Below are 17,647 nucleotides of genomic sequence, written 5' to 3'. Positions count from 1 at the left end.
ATTATAAAAAATGTGATAAAATTCACACGTTTTTCTCATCGCGAAAGAAACCCATCTCTGTATTTTTGAAAAACACGGACGTTAACAGATGGTCACTCTCTGTTGATCTGTATTGTCAACACATTTAGCTCTGTAGGAAACCTTGATGAATTCAATTATGCATACCTATAACAATTTGAAGGTTGGTAGTAAACTGACAATAGGGTTTGGACTCATTTTAGTTATGTCCGCCTTTATCATGCTATCCGGGGTTAATGGTTTTCGTAATATTGACGCTTACGTCAACAAATCCATTATCAGCAATGACATTAATAATAACCTGAACGATGCCAGACGCGCCCGCCTCGATTTCCAATATACCCATGACTACAGCTCAATAGATAAAGTGGGCGACCTGATGGCAAAAGTGGGTCAGTCACTGAAGCAGGCCAACCAGTTCACCTGGAGTCCTGATGCACGTAAGCTACTGGATCAACTCAATACCGCCTACAACGTCTATGTCCCAGGAAGAGAGGCGCTGATCAACGCCAGCAAGCAGCGTGATGCCGTGGCGCAAAAACTCAACCAGGACAGCAGTGCCAGTGTCCTGAGTTCACTACGCACCCAATTCAGTGCGAGTACGCAGACACCAGAATTGCAGTTGGAATTTATCACGCTGTACGAACAGTTGGCAGATATCCGCGATATGGCACATGAGTTGCTGCTGACCCCTTCCGCACAAACTGAATCCAACCTGCGTAAAGCCCTTAGCAGCACTCAGGCCGCATTCAATCAAAGCCTGCCGAAATTCAGTGCGGAACAGCAAGGCTGGTTGAACCAGGCCTGGCGTTTCTTTTCCGCCTATAACGGCTACATTGACGATTACATGAATGCTTTCCGTAATGAGAGCGCCGCCACCAGCACCATGAGCGGTGCGGCTGTGATTTTGGATAACGCCTCCAACGATTTATATGCCGGTCAGTTGGCGCTGGTCAGCAACACCACCGCCAGTTCACAGTGGCAATTATTGCTGACCGGGCTAGTGATTATCGCTATCGGAGTATTGATGGCCTGGCGTATCACTTTGCAGATTACCCGTCCACTGCACCAGAGCCTGTCGATAGCTGAACGGATTGCCCAGGGCGACCTGACGGCCTCCATCACCGTCGTTCGCCGCGATGAACTGGGGATGCTGATGTCTGCAATGGCAGACATGAACCATAAACTCCGCGAGATGATCGGTGAAATTCGTGAAGGCGTGAGCAACGTGGCGTCGGCCGCATCGGAAATCGCGGCCGGTAACACCGACCTCTCCTCACGCACCGAGCAGCAGTCTGCCGCCGTCGTGGAAACCGCCGCCAGCATGGAGCAGTTAACCTCAACGGTGAAACAGAACGCCGATAACGCGCATCACGCTTCACAACTGGCTGCCGATGCTTCCGCTAATGCGACCCGCGGCGGCGAAATCGTCACTAACGTCGTTAGCACCATGAATGAAATCGCCGTCAGTTCCCGGCGTATTTCCGACATCACCTCGGTTATCAACAGCATTGCCTTTCAGACCAATATTCTGGCGTTGAACGCCGCGGTGGAAGCCGCACGTGCCGGTGAGCAAGGCCGTGGTTTTGCTGTGGTGGCGGGCGAAGTACGCAGTCTGGCCCAGCGCAGTGCCCAGGCCGCTAAAGAGATCGAAACCCTGATCAACGAGTCGGTTAGCCGGGTGAATACCGGTTCCACCCAGGTGGAAAGCGCCGGTAAGACGATGGATGAGATCATTCGTTCCATCTCCCATGTGCATGACATCATGGATGAGATTGCCTCCGCCTCTGATGAGCAGAGCCGTGGCATCAACCAGATTTCCACCGCCGTCGCCGAAATGGATGCCACCACCCAGCAAAACGCTGCGCTGGTGGAACAATCTTCCGCCGCAGCCAATTCACTGGAGGAGCAGGCTCAGACGCTGGAACACGCGGTGTCGTTTTTCCGGATCAGCCATGGCGGAGCTACAGCATCACCGACACAACGCAACACCATCAGCGCCAAAGCGCCGTTAATGTTGGGGAAATCTAAATCGACCACCAAAGCGTCTGCTACGGTGAAACCCTCATCGGCAGCCGCCAAAGATGACTGGGAGTCGTTCTAATCCGTTTTGATAACGGTGCCGGTCAATTTCTGCTACGTTTGATAACGACGATTGTTGGTGCATACCACACAGCATGGCAATAAACGGCCATGCTGTGTTTAGATTCTGCTTTTTACCCTGCCTTGTATCGCCCATTTATTTTCCAGAAACGTATGTTGAGCGCTAAAATGCCTCCACCAACGACGCAACGTAAAGATTATCACTGAGTATTGTCACTCCCATGATTACTTTTTTGGGTATTCCATTTGAAAAAATCCAAAAAAATGGATGAGGCATCAACCATCGATAGTCGATATCTCATTTTTCATTAATCCATTGATAAAATCACTTTTTAATACTATTTTATAAAAGTGTAGTTATTGTATTACCTCCTTGTGAGGTACATAAATCATGACATTTAGAACAGTTATATTCAGTTTACACCGTGACTCACAGTAACAATGCAGATTAGCGCAACTATAATGATAAAATACAGCTTCAGTACTGAGGCTATGAAGATTTAGCTTATTGAATTATTCAAATCGGTTTTTCCCTCATCATTACTCTGGCAAATCAAGAAAGGAAGGGCCAATGAATACTGTTTTTGATGCTTATAACAATCTCAAGGTCGGCGTAAAGCTAGCTCTGGGGTTCGGATTAATATTATTGATGGCCGTCATTATCATGCTGTCTGGAATAAATGGTTTTCGTAATATTGACGCCTATTCACAAAAATCGATTATCAGTAATAGTATCAATAGCAATCTGGAAGAGGCCAGACGCGAGCGTCTGCGTTTTCAATATACCCACGATTATGCTGCCCTAAATAAAAATAGCGAATTGCTGAATAAAATAACGCAATTGCTGAACACGGCAGAAACGCTGAAATGGGATGCGGATACCCGTATCCTGTTGGATAAAATAACTCAGGCCAGCAAGGAATATAATACGGCACGGGGAAACTTGCTCACCGCCAGCCAAAAGCGGGATGCTATCGGCCAAAAATTATCGCAGAATACCATCAGCAACATCATTGATACCCTGCGCAAGCAATTCGACAGCGCTATGTTGCCACTGGAATTGAGACTGGAGTTCCTATACATCCATGAGGCGCTGTCTGACATTAAAGATGCCGCGCATGAGCTGACGTTAGCCCCCTCAGGTGAAAACGAAGCCGCACTTCGCAAGGCACTGGACGCCGCACAGCATATCCTCACGCAGGCTCTGCCAAATTACGATGCAGAACAACAGGCGTGGCTGAATCAGGCCTGGCAGTTGTTCGCCACCTACGACAGAGATGTCAGCCTGTATATGGCCGCGTATCAGGAGGAAAACACGGTCTCTCAGCGTATGGCGGATATCGCGCTGGTGCTGAATCAGGCAACGACACAGCTTTATCAGGCACAATTAACCAAGGTCGATGACATTACCCGTCAGTCCCAATACAAGCAGTGGGTTATCGGCCTGGCGATTATCGCTATCGGCATGTTGTTGGCCTGGCGCATCACCTTATTGATTACGCAACCATTGCGTCAAAGCCTGTCGCTGGCCGAACAGATTGCTCAGGGTGACCTGACCGCCACCATTACCGTCAACCGGCGCGACGAGCTAGGCCAATTGATGACGGCGATGAATCAAATGAACCATAAACTGCGCGACATGATAGGAGCCATTCGTGAAGGTGTAAACCATGTGGCGTCGGCCGCATCGGAAATCGCGGCCGGTAACACCGACCTCTCCTCACGCACCGAGCAGCAGTCTGCCGCCGTCGTGGAAACCGCCGCCAGCATGGAGCAGTTAACCTCCACGGTGAAACAGAACGCCGATAACGCGCATCACGCTTCACAACTGGCTGCCGACGCCGCCAATAACGCCACTAAAGGCGGTGAAATCGTCACCAACGTCGTCAGCACCATGAATGAAATCGCCACCAGTTCCCGACGTATTTCCGACATCACTTCGGTTATCAACGGTATCGCCTTCCAGACCAATATTCTGGCGCTGAATGCCGCGGTGGAAGCCGCGCGTGCCGGTGAGCAAGGCCGTGGTTTTGCTGTGGTGGCGGGCGAAGTGCGCAGTCTGGCCCAGCGCAGCGCGCAGGCCGCTAAAGAAATAGAAACCCTGATCACCGAGTCGGTCACCCGGGTCAATACCGGTTCCACCCAGGTGGAAAGCGCCGGTAAGACGATGGATGAAATCATTCGTTCTATCTCCCATGTTCATGACATTATGGGAGAAATCGCTTCCGCGTCGGATGAGCAGAGCCGAGGGATTAACCAGATCTCAAGCGCCGTCGCCGAAATGGATGCCACCACCCAACAAAACGCCGCGCTGGTGGAACAGTCGTCCGCGGCAGCTAACTCACTGGAAGAGCAGGCTCAGGCACTGGAACAGGCGGTGTCGATTTTCCGCCTCGGTGATAGTGACGCTCACCGCGTTACCCGCCAGGCCCCCGGTACCCTCGGCGCGAAAAAACCGCTGATGCTGGCCACTGCGACAACCGGGTCTCACTCGCCAGTGGCAAAAGATGAGTGGGAATCGTTCTAACCGATAGCATCAGTCTCATCATGGCGGGCAATGCCCGCCTTATGCCATGACTTCCGTTAGCCGCCCCGTGCATAAGCTCTGTCATTCTTCGCATTTAATGTCGTACTGATTTCCTGTAATACTGCCTACGCGCACCTCCATCATGTTAATGATATTAAAGCATTATTTATGATAACTAGCCGATGGCGCGCACGGTATCACCTTTTATTTATTGATTAATCCAACGCCTGGTTTTATCGGGGGATGAACAGCGTAGCCAGGCCCACACTGACACGTAACATCCCCGCTGATTCAGGCGTTTAACCATTCACACACGGGGACATTATGACTTTATCTTTTCGCAACATGATTGCCGCGCTGGCGCTGGCCGCCGCGCCCTGGCTGGTTCAGGCCGAAACGCCAACCTCCACCTGGCAGCACATCAAACAAACCGGCGAACTGCGTATCGGCGTAGCGCAGGGCGAACCCTGGTATTTCAAGAACGCGGCGACCGGCGAATGGGATGGCATCGGCTATCAGGTTGGTAAGGTGCTGGCGAAAGACCTTGGGGTCAAGCTGGTGGCGGTGGAAACCACCTGGGGCAACGCAGTCGCCGCGCTGCAAACCGGCCAGATCGACACCATGCTGGTGCTTGACCCCACTGACGAGCGCAAAAAAGCGGTCGATTTTCCGGAGCAACCTTTCTTTTGGTATGCCCAGGGGGTACTGGTGCGCGATGGCATCAATGTTACCAACTGGGAAGATCTCAACCGGCCGGATATCAAAATCGGCGTCACGCTGGGCTCCAGCCCGGATTTGCTACTGACCAAAAACCTGCCGAAAGCGCAACTGGTGCGTTTCCCCAACATGGATGAAGGCGTGGCGGCGTTTTATGCCGGTCGGGTAGACGCGTTGTCCTATTTCCATCCAGCGCTGGCGTTGCAACAGGCCAAAGTCGGCAAGGGTAACCTGATACTGCCAAAGCCCATTGTGGCGGTCAGTACCAGTGGCGCTATCCGTAAGGAAAGCGACCCAACCTTCCATCAGTTCCTCAATGACGAATTCGGCAAGCTCTATCAATCCGGCCAGATTCAGCAGTTCTACGAACAGGCACTGAAAGCCCGCGGCGTGGACATCAGCAAGGTGCCGCCAGTGATCCGCGAAGCGTGGAAATAACCGGCGAACAGGGAACGTCAGCCAGCAAACAGTGGTGCCAGCAGCGCCCCCACATCCGGCTGGCGTTCCAGACTGAGCAGCGCATCAATAAGACGCTCGCTCTCGTTATCCCCCAGTCGCCGCGACAGATTGTCGCGGCACTTGCGCACAATCTCCGCTTCTGTCATCGGGTTCTCTTCACACCCCGGCGGATAATCCACTGTCGGCGCGTTCAACCACCGCCCGTCAACGTTCACCCTCACCCGGCTGACAGGCCGCCGCTGTACCGCCATCAACTGTTCCAATTCGTTATCCACCACCAACTCGACCCGCCGGGCAAACGCCAGCAATGTCGCACTCTGCCGCGTGGCCGCGTCGCTCCAGTTCTGTCGGGGAATGCCGTAGGCCAGGCAGGCCAACGCCAGCGGGACGCTGAACTGGGCATCGGTTTCACTCAACACCTGCGTATCGGCGAATTGTTCTACCAATGTCCGACTACCGAGCACCTGAACCCGCACAATCCGACCCGGCGACAACGCCTGCTGCGCCAGCAGTTGCTCAAACGCCGCCAGTGCAGTGTGCATCCAGCGGCAAACCGGATAGCGTTTGATACTGGCATGGTGCAATCGCCACGCGTCCCCCAGCCCATCAACCAGTAGCGAGGTATCACATTGGTCAGAGCCAGCCATGCGCCAGAACCCCTGTTCGCCTGCCAGCACATCGCGCGGCCCGATAATACCCTCCCGGTGCAGCAGCACCCCGCGCACCCCGGCTTCCGTCGCCGGTGCGTTGTAATCCTTCAACGCCACCAGCGGCCGCTGCTGCCAGTTGTACTTGTGTAGTCCCGGTAGTGGGGTCAGCGACGCCGCCAGCCCGATAGCGTTCTCCAGCCCGGCGGCATCGCAACCGCAGAGCAGACCGAACACGACCGCCGCACCGAGCGACTGATGCTGGCACACGCCGTACACCTGCTGAAAACGTTCCGGGCTGGGCTGCTGAGACAGGATCACGCGGCCATTGATTTCCCAGGCGGCGACCAGCGCACATAACAACTGCGCGCCGGATATCCGCCGTCCGTCCAATGCAGCCAATGCCGCCGCCACCAACGTCGCGCCAGGGTGACCCATACCACGACCCTCTCGTTCAAATCCATCGTCATAATCCAGTGCGTTCATCGCCACCGAATTGACAAATGCGGCTCCCAGCGCCGACAGCCCATCCCGGCTTCCCAGCACCGGCGATGTTCCCACCGCATATTGCTGACGCGCCATGCGTTGCGCTTGCAAAAACACCTCGCTCTCCAGCCCGGCGACGCCGCAGCCCAGCGCATCCAGCAGATGTAGCAGGATTTTTCGCCGCCAGACCGCAGGGATCGCCTCTGGCGTAAGCTGGCAGGCAAAGCGGGCCAGCGTCAGGGTTATCGGGGAGGTAGCGTGCAAAGAGGTCATCGGTCCAGATTCCGGTCGGCGTCAGGGATGGCATTTGATGATAACACTGCGTTTTCCAACTGCTTTATGCCATTTTCGCCACCGTTGAAACCAAAGGTGATAACCCGTCGCTTCATCAGCGGATGGATATACCGCTGCATGGCTATCAGGCTGTATGGCTTTACCGCCAAACAGAATTTTATTTCTAAAAATCACATATAGATGGTCAATTATATTATTTTCATGCTGTTATGCCTGAGCTCTACCATGTGCACCTCGCTATGATCCGAGGTGATGACTATGTCTATTCCTACATCCGTGCTCAGCCTGATCGGCAACACCCCGTTGCTGGAGCTGACGCAGTTTGATACCGGCCCTTGCCGGTTATTCGCCAAGCTGGAAAACCAGAATCCCGGCGGCTCGATAAAAGATCGTGTGGCGTTATCCATGATTGAAGCAGCAGAACAGCAGGGAAAATTACAGCCTGGCGGCACGCTGATCGAAGCCACCGCTGGCAATACCGGGCTAGGGCTGGCACTGGTGGCGGCTATCAAAGGCTACCGGCTGATTCTGGTGGTACCGGACAAAATGAGCCGGGAGAAAATCTTCCATCTGCGCGCACTCGGTGTCGATGTACGCCTGACCCGATCTGACGTCGCCAAAGGCCACCCGGACTATTATCAGGACTATGCACAACGGCTGGCAAACGAGATCCCCGGTGCGTTCTACATCGACCAGTTTAATAATCCTGCCAATCCACAGGCCCACTACCGCACCACCGCGCCGGAATTGTGGCAGCAGATGGAGCATGACATTGACGCGATTGTGGTTGGCGTCGGTTCCGGCGGCACGCTGGGTGGACTGAGTCGTTACTTTGCCGACGTATCACCAAAAACCGAACTGGTACTGGCCGACCCGGCCGGTTCTATCCTGACTGACTATGTACGACAAGGCACAATTGGCGACGCGGGCAGTTGGCTGGTGGAGGGCATCGGCGAGGATTTTTTGCCAGCGCTGGCTAACTTCAGTCAGGTAAAACAGGCCTACGCCATCAGCGATCAGGAATCATTTCAGGCCGCCCGCGAACTGCTACTCAAAGAAGGTGTACTGGCCGGTTCCTCCAGTGGCACACTGCTGGCGGCGGCGCTACGCTACTGTCGCGCCCAAACCGAACCGCGCCGGGTGGTGACGCTGGTTTGCGACAGCGGCAACAAGTACCTGTCGAAGATGTTCAACGACTACTGGATGATTGAGCAAGGGTTAATCCAACGCCCGCCGCTGGGCGACCTGCGCGATCTGATCACCTATCGCCATAATGAAGGCGCTACCGTGTCTGTCTCCCCCAATGATTCATTGGCGATCGTGCATGCCCGCATGCGGCTGTATGACATTTCCCAGCTACCGGTGCTGGAACACGACCGGGTAGTCGGGGTGATTGATGAGTGGGACCTGCTCAACAATCTCAAAGCCAACCCGCGCCATTTCTCGCTGACCGCCCGTGATGCGATGACCGATCAGGTCAACACCCTGCAGAAAGACGCCTCGTTCGATCACCTGCTGACCACGTTTGATCGCGGTCATGTCGCCATCGTTCTGGACGGCCAGCGTTTCCTCGGCCTGATTACCCGCACCGATGTGCTCAATCACTGGCGGCATCTGGTGCGCTGACCTTTCTACCGTTTACCACAAGGATTTATCATGAGCCATTTCGACACGCTGACCGTTCACGCTGGCTACACCCCAGACAGCACCGGCGCAGTCATGCCAGCAATTTACGCTACCTCAACCTTTGCCCAGCCTGCTCCCGGCCAGCATACCGGTTACGAATACTCACGCAGCGGCAACCCGACCCGTCACGCGCTGGAAGCCAATATCGCCGCGCTGGAAGGCGGTATTCAGGGTTTTGCTTTCGCATCCGGACTGGCGGCTAGCGCCACCATACTGGAACTGCTCGATCAGGGCAGCCATATCGTCGCAGTGGATGACATTTACGGCGGCACCTGGCGATTGCTGGACCGGGTGCGCAAGCGCACCGCCGGGCTAAGCGTCACCTATGTCGACCCGACCGACCTGACCACGCTGGAGCAGGCGATCACCCCGCAGACCCGGATGATCTGGGTGGAAACCCCCACCAATCCGTTGTTGAAGCTGGCGGATCTCCGCGCCATCGCCGAGCTAGCCCAGCGCCACGGCGTGATAAGCGTAGCGGACAACACCTTTGCCTCTCCGGCTTTACAACGCCCGCTGGAGCTGGGCTTTGACATCGTGGTGCACTCGGCCACCAAATATCTGAACGGCCACTCGGACGTGGTCGCCGGGCTGGCGGTGGTCGGGCGGGACAAGGAACTGGCGGCGCAACTGGCGTTTTTGCAAAATGCGGTAGGCGGGGTACTCGATCCGTTCAGCAGCTTCCTGACACTGCGCGGTATCCGCACGCTGGCGCTGCGCCTGGCCCGTCATAGCGACAACGCGCTGACGCTGGCGCGCTGGCTGGAACAACAGCCGCAAGTGGAACAGGTGTACTACCCCGGCCTGCCGTCTCACCCGCAACATGCGTTGGCGCGTCAGCAAATGAGTGCGTTCGGCGGCATGATAAGCGTCAGACTACGTGGCGACGCCGAGTACGCCAGCACGGTGATTAAGCGTACCCGACTGTTTACGCTGGCGGAAAGTCTGGGCGGAGTAGAAAGCCTGATCAGCCAACCCTTCAACATGACCCACGCCTCCTTGCCGCTGGAACAGCGTCTGCACCTCGGCATCACGCCGCAGTTGTTGCGCCTGTCGGTCGGTATCGAAAATGTAGAAGACCTGATTAATGACATCCAACAGGCGTTAACCGGCCAGACGGCGTAATCCCGCGTATCAGGGCTGTCATCGACAGCCCGATTTTTCTGCCCGCAACTTCAGCGAATTTCCCGCTTTCCTTAGCTAAAAATCGGCTATCAATCCGCTTTTTTAGCATTTACTTATCACATTTTTCGGCTGCTAAGATGCTGAGAATATAAAAAGCACCATCGATATAACAATATCGTAGTCGAGTTCACAATTCGTACGCCATTGGCGTTATCAGGGAAAAACACATGCGTTATCAATGGGATTTTTCCGCCCTGCCACACTGGTGGCCGCTGCTGCTGGACGGGTTATGGGGAACAGTCCGCATCGGCTTTACCAGCATTCTCATCGGGATGCTGGCCGGTGTGCTGCTAGCCACGATGAAACTGTCGTCCACCCGGCTGTGGCGCCTGCCCGCTCACCTGTTCATCGGCTTTTACCGCAACACGCCCGCCATCGTGCATTTTTTCTGGATTTACTACGCACTGCCGGTTATCAGTCCGTTGACCCTGTCGCCGTTCGCCGCGGCGGTAACCGCCCTGTCCGCACAGTCGGCCGCGTTTTACGCCGAAGTTTACCGCGGCGGCATCCTGTCGATTGCCGAGGGGCAGTGGGAAGGGGCCAAAGCGCTCGGCATGTCGCGCCCACTGGCGCTGCGCCGCGTTATCCTGCCGCAGGCGTTGCGACGCATGATCCCGCCGCTGATTGAGCGCTCGTTCGAGTTGATTAAATCCACCTCGCTGGCGTCATCACTGGCTTACGGCGAGCTGTTGTATCAGGCGATGCAGATCAACAGCCAGAGCTTCCGCCCGCTGGAAATTTACAGCCTGGCGGCGCTGCTCTATTTCACGCTGCTGTTTGTCCTTAGCCTGCTGAGCCAGTACGCCGAGCGGCGACTGTCCTACACCCGTGTACAGTGAGGTCGCCGATGCACTATCAATGGAACTTTGGCTTTATCTGGCAACAGTTGCCCATCCTGCTGCGCGGGCTGGGCGTCACACTGGAATTGTGGCTGCTGGCGGGCATCGGTGGCACCCTGCTCGGCTTGACGCTGGGCATCACCCGCACCGCACGCCGCCGCGCCGTCCGCCTGCCGGTAATGGCATTCGTTGAACTGTTTCGCAATACGCCGGTGCTGATCCAACTGATCTGGTTTTACTACGCCCTGCCGGTGCTGACTGGTCTCCAGCTCAGCACCTTTGGCGCGGCGGTGCTGGCGCTGACGCTCTACACAGCCGCTTACAGCACCGAAATCTTCCGCGCTGGTCTGCAATCGATGGAGCAAAGCCAGTGGGAAGGGGCTAAAGCGCTCGGCATGTCTTATCCGCTGGCACTACGCCGCGTGATCCTGCCGCAAGTGTTGCAGCGCATGTTGCCCGCGCTGACCAATCGATTGATCGAGTTGGCAAAGGTCACCTCGCTGGCGTCGATGCTGGCGGTCAATGAATTGATGTATCAGGGGCGACTGCTCAGCAGCGACACGTACCGCCCGCTGGAGATTCTCACCGTGGTGGCGCTGTTCTACTTCGTGCTGATTTGGCCCGGCAGCTATCTGGCCGCACGGCTGGAGCGGCGCTGGCGTTCCCCTTTATCAACCCGGTAGCTTTTTATCAACCCGGTAATTCTTTATCAACCCGGTAACCATCTATGACTGATTCACAGGATATCGTTTTACGGCTGCGCGGGCTGACCAAAGCATTTCACGGTCAGCCGGTGCTGAAAGGCATCGACCTGGATGTACGGCGCGGGGAGAAAATCGCCATTATCGGCGGCAGCGGCTCTGGCAAAAGTACCCTACTGCGCTGCCTGAATTTCATGGAAGTGCCGAGCGGCGGCACCATCGAACTGGATGGCGACGTGCTGGGGCACCCCTTGCCGGACGGTACGCGGCGCTACCCGGAAAAGCAATTGTGCGCGGTGCGCCAGCGTATCGGCATGGTGTTCCAGCAGTTCAACCTGTTTCCTCATCAGAGCGTGTTGCAAAACGTGCAGGAAGCCCTGCTGTCGGTAAAAAAACTACCGCGTACCGAGGCCGACACCATCGCCCGTCGGCAACTGGAGAAAGTCGGGCTGGCGGATAAGCTTAACGCCCGCCCCAGCAACCTGTCCGGCGGTCAGCAACAGCGGGTGGCGATTGCCCGTGCGCTAGCGATGGAACCGGAGATCATGCTATTTGACGAGCCCACCTCGTCGCTCGACCCGGAACTGGTGGGCGAGGTGCTGCATACCATTCGCGCTCTGGCGGACGAGGGCCGTACTTTATTGCTGGTGACCCACGAACTGGGTTTCGCCTGGCACTTCGCTGACCGGGTTATCTTCATCGCCGATGGCGTTATTCACGAAATGGGCAGCGCAGAGCAGGTGCTGCGCCATCCTCAACAACCGCGTACGCAGGCGTTTCTGGCCCGCTTCGCCGAACGTGCGTTTTAAGGAGTCACCATGAGCGCTTCCTCCCCTTCCGCCGTCAGCAGCCAGGCTTACCGGCACGATACCCGCAACGATGACGTGCAGGTGTACGTCAACGGCGAATTTGTGCATCGCTCGCGGGCGGTGGTGTCGGTCTTTGATTCAGGTTACGTCTGCGGCGATGGCGTGTGGGAAGGTCTGCGGCTGGTCAATGGCCGCCTGATTTCCCTCGATGCCCATCTGGACCGCTTACTGGCGGGTGCAGCCGCCATTAGGCTGGATATCGGCCACACCCGCGCGGAGCTAATCGACATTATGCGGCGCACGCTGGTCATCAACGGCATGACCGATGGCGCGCACCTGCGGCTGATGATCACCCGCGGGCGTAAAAGCACCCCCAATCAGGACCCGCGCTTTATCCTCGGCGGGGCGACGGTGGTATGCGTAGCGGAATACAAAGTGGTGGATGAAACGGCGAAGCAACGCGGACTGGCGCTGTTCACCTCAAGCTATCGCACCAGCACGCCGGATGTGTTCGACCTGCGACTTAACTCCCATAGTCGTCTGAATCTGATTCAGGCATTGTTACAAGCTATCGATGCTGGGGCTGACGAAGCACTGATGCTGGACCCACACGGCTTCGTCGCCAGTTGTAACTCCACCAACTTCTTTATCGTGCGCCGCGGCGAACTCTGGACCTCCAGCGGTCGCTATTGCTTTAACGGTATCACCCGCCAGACGGTGATCGCGCTGGCGCGTGCCCACGGTCTGACGGTGCGGGTGGATGATTTCACGCTGGCAGAAGCGATGACTGCCGACGAAGCCTTTGTCACCGGCACGCTGGCCGGCATTACGCCAGTGCGTAGGCTGGATGGGCGGGAGTTTGAAGCGGCGAACCGCACTGTCACTGAACAGATCAGAGAATGGTACCAGACGTTTATCGAAACCTAATCGGTGTCGCCAACTGACGGTGTAAAAACCGGGGCCAGGCCCCGGTTGCTGTTGGTCAGCGAAATCCGTATTTTTCACGCAGCCCCAGTTCCGCCACAATGCGCACCCCACGCTCCAGCGCGTCGCCGTCCAGGTCGCGCAGCGGGCGGCGCAGGCTGCCCGCAGGCAGGCCGACCGCCTTCATCAGCGATTTCACCGCCACCGGGTTAATGGCGGAATAGGTGTAGTGCAGCAGTGGCAACAGATGCTGGTACGCGTCGCGGAAACGTTCAGCGTCACCCGCCTCGCGCCACGGTCGGGAGATCGCCGCCAGTTCCGCCGGTGCGATATTACCGGTCATGTTGGCGGTGCCGTGGCCACCCAACGACATCGTGGGAACAACCAGACCGAGGTTGGGCGAATCACAGCACATTACCGATACGTCCGGGTTGCCTGCCAACACTTGTGCCACCTGACCAACACGGGTGGTGGATTCTTTATGGATCACGTAATTCGGGTGCTTGAAGATACGCAGCAGCGATGTCCAGTGCAGGTCGGTTTTCACTCGCGGCGGGTTGTTATAGATACCGAGCGGCAGGTCGGTGGCGTCGGCGATCTCCAGAAAATAGTGCTCGATATCACTTTCGCTGGCGCAAATATAGGCGGGCGCGGCGATAATGGCACCATCAGCCCCGTTGTCTTTGGCAAAGCGTACATAGTCGATGGTGGTATCGGTATTGTTGCCGGTACAACCGAAAAAGATCTTCATCTTGCCGCTGTTAAAACCGGCGGTACGACGAATGATTTCCCGGCGCTCTTCCGGCGAGAGCATCGACACTTCGCCGGTAGACCCCATAATCAACACCGCCGCGGTGCCGTTTTGCTCCTGAAACTGCAACAGGGTTTCAAATGCGCCGAAATCCACACTGCCGTTGTCGTTAAACGGGGTGATCAACGCGACAAAAGACCCTTCAATTCTCTCTCTGCTCATAGCTATTCCTGTCTGATGATATGTCGTTGTCATAAAAAACGGTTATTCGGTCGGCGCGGAATCGGCCGACGGTGCCGCGAAACCCGCGCTGACGAACCGCAGCAATTGCTGCAGTACCTGTTCGTCGTCGTTGCTGTCGCACAATCCCTGCGACAACAGCGTCAAACGCCCGGAACGTGGATCGACATCCGCCAGCACGTGCATCGCCGCACCTCGTGCAAACTCATAGCGCCAGATAGCCTCCGCACGTGAAATATGTGGCACCGCCCGGACGAATGCCTGAATAAAACGGTGGGCCGTGCCATCGAAATGGTCGGACAGCAACAGCGATACTTCGCCCTGCGGCGTGGCACGCAGGTGCTGCAACAACCGCACTGCGATACGGCCACCATCCGGCGTGCGAGCGCTCTGCACCAGCGGACGCAACAGGGCATCCAGTAATGCCGACAGTGGCAGTGAATCGCCCCACTGCCGCTCCGCGTCGTCCAGCAAACGGCTACGCTCGGCGTTCAACGGTTGCAGCACGGCATCCAACACCGCCTTCAACAACCCCTCCTTGGAGCCGAAATGGTAGTTAATAGCGGCGACATTGACCTGCGTCGCTTCAGTAATCTCCCGCACCGTCGTCAGTTCGCTGCCTTTGTGGGCGAAACGCGTCATCGCTTCTTGTAAGATCCGTTGCCGGACATCTCCCTCTTTTTCTTTGGCTGCTGTACTCATTGATGGTCCTTTTGTCGTCCTTTGATAGTGAATCCACACGCTGCGGCGTACCCGGATTTACCCAGGTCATCGACTAACGATGCGCCAGCGTCAACCCATTCAAATCGATATCCGGCGTTCGACCGGCTATCACATCCGCAACGATACGCCCAACACCTGCCGCCTGTGTCCAGCCGTTGGAGCCTTGTCCGCAGGCCAGAAACAGCCCGGCTACCGGCGTAGCACCCACATAGCCGGGGCCGTCCGGTGTCATCGGCCGCAGGCCGCACCAGCGTTGTGCTGTCTGATAGTCGCCCACGCCGGGGAATAGCCGCTGCGCCACACTCGCCACAAAGGCGCTTTTCTTCGCGTCTGGCCGGGTACTGAAATCGGAAATTTCGGCAATCCCTGCTGCCCGCAATTGATTCCCCAAACGGGTGATCATCACCTTATGATGCTCGTACATCACGCACACCCGCGGGGCGGCGGCATCGTCGGCAATCGGCAGCGTTACCGAGTACCCTTTTACCGGATAAATCGGCAGACGGATGTCCACCTGACGCAACAAAGGCACCGATGCGCATCCTAATGCCACGACCACTGCATCCGCCGTTAGCACACCGGCAGGGGTTTCCACACCGGTTACTCGCCTGTGATCATCGCTCGCCCGCAGGCGTTCGATCGGGGTATTGAAATGGAAACGCACGCCGCGCTGCTGCAACACCGCCGCCAGCTGCCGGGTAAACAGCGCGCAGTCCCCTGCTTCGTCATCCGGCAGATAGAGGCCACCGCTCAGCGGTGCGTCCGCCTGCGAGAGCGCCGGTTCGATCTGCGTCACCGCCTGACGGTCAACCAGTCGGTGATTGACGCCAAACTGCGTCAACACCTGCGACGCATGATGCGCCATCGCCAGTTCCTGTTCGTCGCCGAACAGTTGCAGTACCCCCAGCGACGACTGGGCGTAATCCAGTCCCAATTCATTGCGCAGTTGGTGCAAACACTGTTGGCTGTAGTGGGCGATACGCTGCATCCGGCTTTTGTTGGCGCGATAGGCGTCCAATCGGCAGTTACGGGCAAAACGCCATAGCCACTGCCACTGCGCCGGGCTAAGCGCCGGGCGCCATTTGAGCGGTGCCTGCGGCACGAACAGCCAACGGAATGCCTTGAGCAACATGCCGGGCGATGCCCAGGGGCCAGCGAAACCGGGACAAATACCACCCGCATTGGCGAAACTGGCCTCCAGCGCCGGGCCGGGCTGGCGGTCGATCACCTCAACCTCAAACCCTTGCTGATGCAAATACCAGGCACTGGTGACACCCACCACGCCTGCGCCAAGTACCATCACTTTCATGCGATACCTCCTGCGAGGGGCAGTTCCTGACGCACCAGTTCCACCCAGTAACGCACTCCGACCGGGATCAGCGCATCGTTAAAATCGTAATGCGGGGTATGCAGTGGTCGGCCGTGGGCATCGTCGTCATCGCCATTGCCCACCATGATGAACGCACCGGGGCGCTGCTCGAGCAGATAGGCAAAATCCTCCGCCCCCAGCAACGGCGTCATCTCGCCATTGACCGCGTCCGAACCGGCTACCCGCTCGGCGGCCTGCTTCGCACGCCCGGCCATCTCCCGCTCATTAACCAGCACCGGATATTGAAATTCATAATCAACCTCTGCCGTCGCGCCGAACGCCTGTGCGCTGTGTTGCGCCAGGGTGGTCAGCCGTTTGGCCAGCAGCTCGCGGATAGCCGGTGAGTAGCTACGCCCGGTACCGGTCACGGTAACGCGGTCGGGGATCACGTTAGGTGCCAGCGGATCACCGCCGCCGATATGCCCCACGCTCAGCACTGCCGCCTCCATCGCCGGAACGTTGCGACTGACCACCGTCTGCAACGCCAGCACGAACTGCGCGGCGGGCAGTGTCGGGTCAATCGACAGGTGCGCACCGGAACCACCGTGGCCGCCGGTGCCGTGGAACACGACACGCCAACTGTCGCTGGCGCACAGCATCGGCCCGCTGCGCAACGAAAAACGCCCTAGCGCGATGCCAGGTTTGTTATGCAGCCCGAACAGGTGCTGGCACGGGAAGCGACTCAGCAGACCATCGTTGAGCATCGCCCGCGCGCCGCCCAGCCCTTCTTCGGCAGGCTGGAAGATAAAATGCACCGTCCCGGCAAAATCCGGATGGCGGGACAACAACCACGCCGCCCCCAGCAACATGGCGGTATGACCATCATGGCCGCAGGCGTGCATCTTGCCGTCGTACGCCGAGGCATACGGCAGGCCGGTTTTCTCTTGCAGGCGCAGCGCATCCATATCGGCGCGCAGACCGATCACCCCCTCGCCCGGCTGTTTCCCGCGCAGCGTCCCCACCACGCCGGTGCCGCCGATGTCGGTGGTCACCGCCAGCCCCCACTCGCGCAATTTCTCCGCCACCAGCGCCGCGGTGCCAAACTCCTCAAACCCGATTTCCGGATGCTGATGAATATGGTGGCGGATCCCGGTCAGCACCGGAACCATCTGCCGCAGCGTCTGTTCATAGTCTGCCATGTCGTATTCCCCCTGTTCTGCGCCTGTTTG

General features: G+C 57.2%; 14 protein-coding genes. 9 read left to right on the top strand and 5 right to left on the bottom strand.

The window, feature by feature from the left end; genetic code table 11:
- Nucleotides 1-145 precede the first annotated feature (145 nt).
- The 3 genes from FGI04_RS07175 (at nucleotide 146) to FGI04_RS07165 (ending at nucleotide 5,803) form a co-directional block, all read left to right on the top strand.
- Nucleotides 146-2,122, top strand: a complete 1,977-nt coding sequence (locus FGI04_RS07175; protein WP_407273394.1) for a methyl-accepting chemotaxis protein — start codon at nucleotides 146-148, stop codon at nucleotides 2,120-2,122.
- A gap of 570 nt (nucleotides 2,123-2,692) precedes the next feature.
- Nucleotides 2,693-4,648: a methyl-accepting chemotaxis protein gene (locus FGI04_RS07170; protein ID WP_407321455.1), complete on the top strand. Its 1,956-nt coding sequence runs from the start codon at nucleotides 2,693-2,695 to the stop codon at nucleotides 4,646-4,648.
- Between the two features lie 345 nt (nucleotides 4,649-4,993).
- A complete protein-coding gene (locus tag FGI04_RS07165) occupies nucleotides 4,994-5,803 on the top strand; it encodes a transporter substrate-binding domain-containing protein (protein WP_396112851.1) in 810 nt (269 codons plus the stop codon).
- Nucleotides 5,804-5,820: 17 nt separating this feature from the next.
- Here FGI04_RS07165 and FGI04_RS07160 read toward each other — a convergent pair whose 3' ends face one another.
- Nucleotides 5,821-7,230 carry an MmgE/PrpD family protein gene (locus FGI04_RS07160; RefSeq protein WP_407321456.1) on the bottom strand — a complete coding sequence of 470 codons (1,410 nt, stop codon included), beginning with the start codon at nucleotides 7,228-7,230 and terminating at the stop codon, nucleotides 5,821-5,823.
- 279 nt (nucleotides 7,231-7,509) lie between these two features.
- Between FGI04_RS07160 and FGI04_RS07155 the strand changes: the two genes are divergently transcribed.
- The 6 genes from FGI04_RS07155 to FGI04_RS07130 all read left to right on the top strand — a co-directional run bounded on the left by FGI04_RS07155 (nucleotide 7,510) and on the right by FGI04_RS07130 (nucleotide 13,398).
- Complete coding sequence (locus FGI04_RS07155) at nucleotides 7,510-8,877, top strand: pyridoxal-phosphate dependent enzyme (protein ID WP_407321457.1); 1,368 nt, start codon at nucleotides 7,510-7,512, stop codon at nucleotides 8,875-8,877.
- Between the two features lie 30 nt (nucleotides 8,878-8,907).
- Nucleotides 8,908-10,062 (top strand): trans-sulfuration enzyme family protein, encoded by a 1,155-nt coding sequence (locus FGI04_RS07150; RefSeq protein WP_342700973.1) that lies wholly within the window; start codon nucleotides 8,908-8,910, stop codon nucleotides 10,060-10,062.
- A gap of 227 nt (nucleotides 10,063-10,289) precedes the next feature.
- A complete protein-coding gene (locus FGI04_RS07145) occupies nucleotides 10,290-10,961 on the top strand; it encodes an amino acid ABC transporter permease (RefSeq protein ID WP_038904190.1) in 672 nt (223 codons plus the stop codon).
- An 8-nt stretch (nucleotides 10,962-10,969) separates the two neighbouring features.
- The gene (locus FGI04_RS07140; protein ID WP_342700975.1) at nucleotides 10,970-11,644 is read left to right on the top strand and encodes an amino acid ABC transporter permease; all 675 of its coding nucleotides are present in this window, start codon (nucleotides 10,970-10,972) and stop codon (nucleotides 11,642-11,644) included.
- Nucleotides 11,645-11,688: 44 nt separating this feature from the next.
- Complete coding sequence (locus tag FGI04_RS07135; protein WP_407321458.1) at nucleotides 11,689-12,471, top strand: amino acid ABC transporter ATP-binding protein; 783 nt, start codon at nucleotides 11,689-11,691, stop codon at nucleotides 12,469-12,471.
- 9 nt (nucleotides 12,472-12,480) lie between these two features.
- On the top strand, nucleotides 12,481-13,398 hold the full coding sequence (locus FGI04_RS07130) for an aminotransferase class IV (protein WP_407273391.1): 918 nt from the start codon (nucleotides 12,481-12,483) through the stop codon (nucleotides 13,396-13,398).
- A gap of 55 nt (nucleotides 13,399-13,453) precedes the next feature.
- Here the strand turns inward: FGI04_RS07130 and FGI04_RS07125 are convergent, their stop codons facing one another.
- From FGI04_RS07125 to FGI04_RS07110, 4 genes are all read right to left on the bottom strand, one after another.
- Nucleotides 13,454-14,368, bottom strand: a complete 915-nt coding sequence (locus tag FGI04_RS07125; RefSeq protein ID WP_012884547.1) for a 4-hydroxy-tetrahydrodipicolinate synthase family protein — start codon at nucleotides 14,366-14,368, stop codon at nucleotides 13,454-13,456.
- 42 nt (nucleotides 14,369-14,410) lie between these two features.
- Nucleotides 14,411-15,088: a TetR/AcrR family transcriptional regulator gene (locus tag FGI04_RS07120; RefSeq protein ID WP_407273390.1), complete on the bottom strand. Its 678-nt coding sequence runs from the start codon at nucleotides 15,086-15,088 to the stop codon at nucleotides 14,411-14,413.
- A gap of 73 nt (nucleotides 15,089-15,161) precedes the next feature.
- Nucleotides 15,162-16,418, bottom strand: coding sequence for a D-amino acid dehydrogenase (locus FGI04_RS07115; protein WP_407336505.1), 1,257 nt, complete (start codon nucleotides 16,416-16,418; stop codon nucleotides 15,162-15,164).
- The gene (locus FGI04_RS07110; RefSeq protein WP_407336504.1) at nucleotides 16,415-17,617 is read right to left on the bottom strand and encodes a M20 aminoacylase family protein; all 1,203 of its coding nucleotides are present in this window, start codon (nucleotides 17,615-17,617) and stop codon (nucleotides 16,415-16,417) included. The genes FGI04_RS07115 and FGI04_RS07110 overlap by 4 nt, the downstream gene beginning before the upstream one ends.
- Between the last annotated feature and the right edge of the window lie 30 nt (nucleotides 17,618-17,647).

The sequence above is a fragment of the Dickeya ananatis genome (assembly GCF_019464615.1).
Taxonomy (GTDB): domain Bacteria; phylum Pseudomonadota; class Gammaproteobacteria; order Enterobacterales; family Enterobacteriaceae; genus Dickeya; species Dickeya oryzae.
The sequence above is the reverse complement of the archived record's forward strand: the minus strand, read 5'-3'. Positions and strand labels throughout refer to the sequence as shown.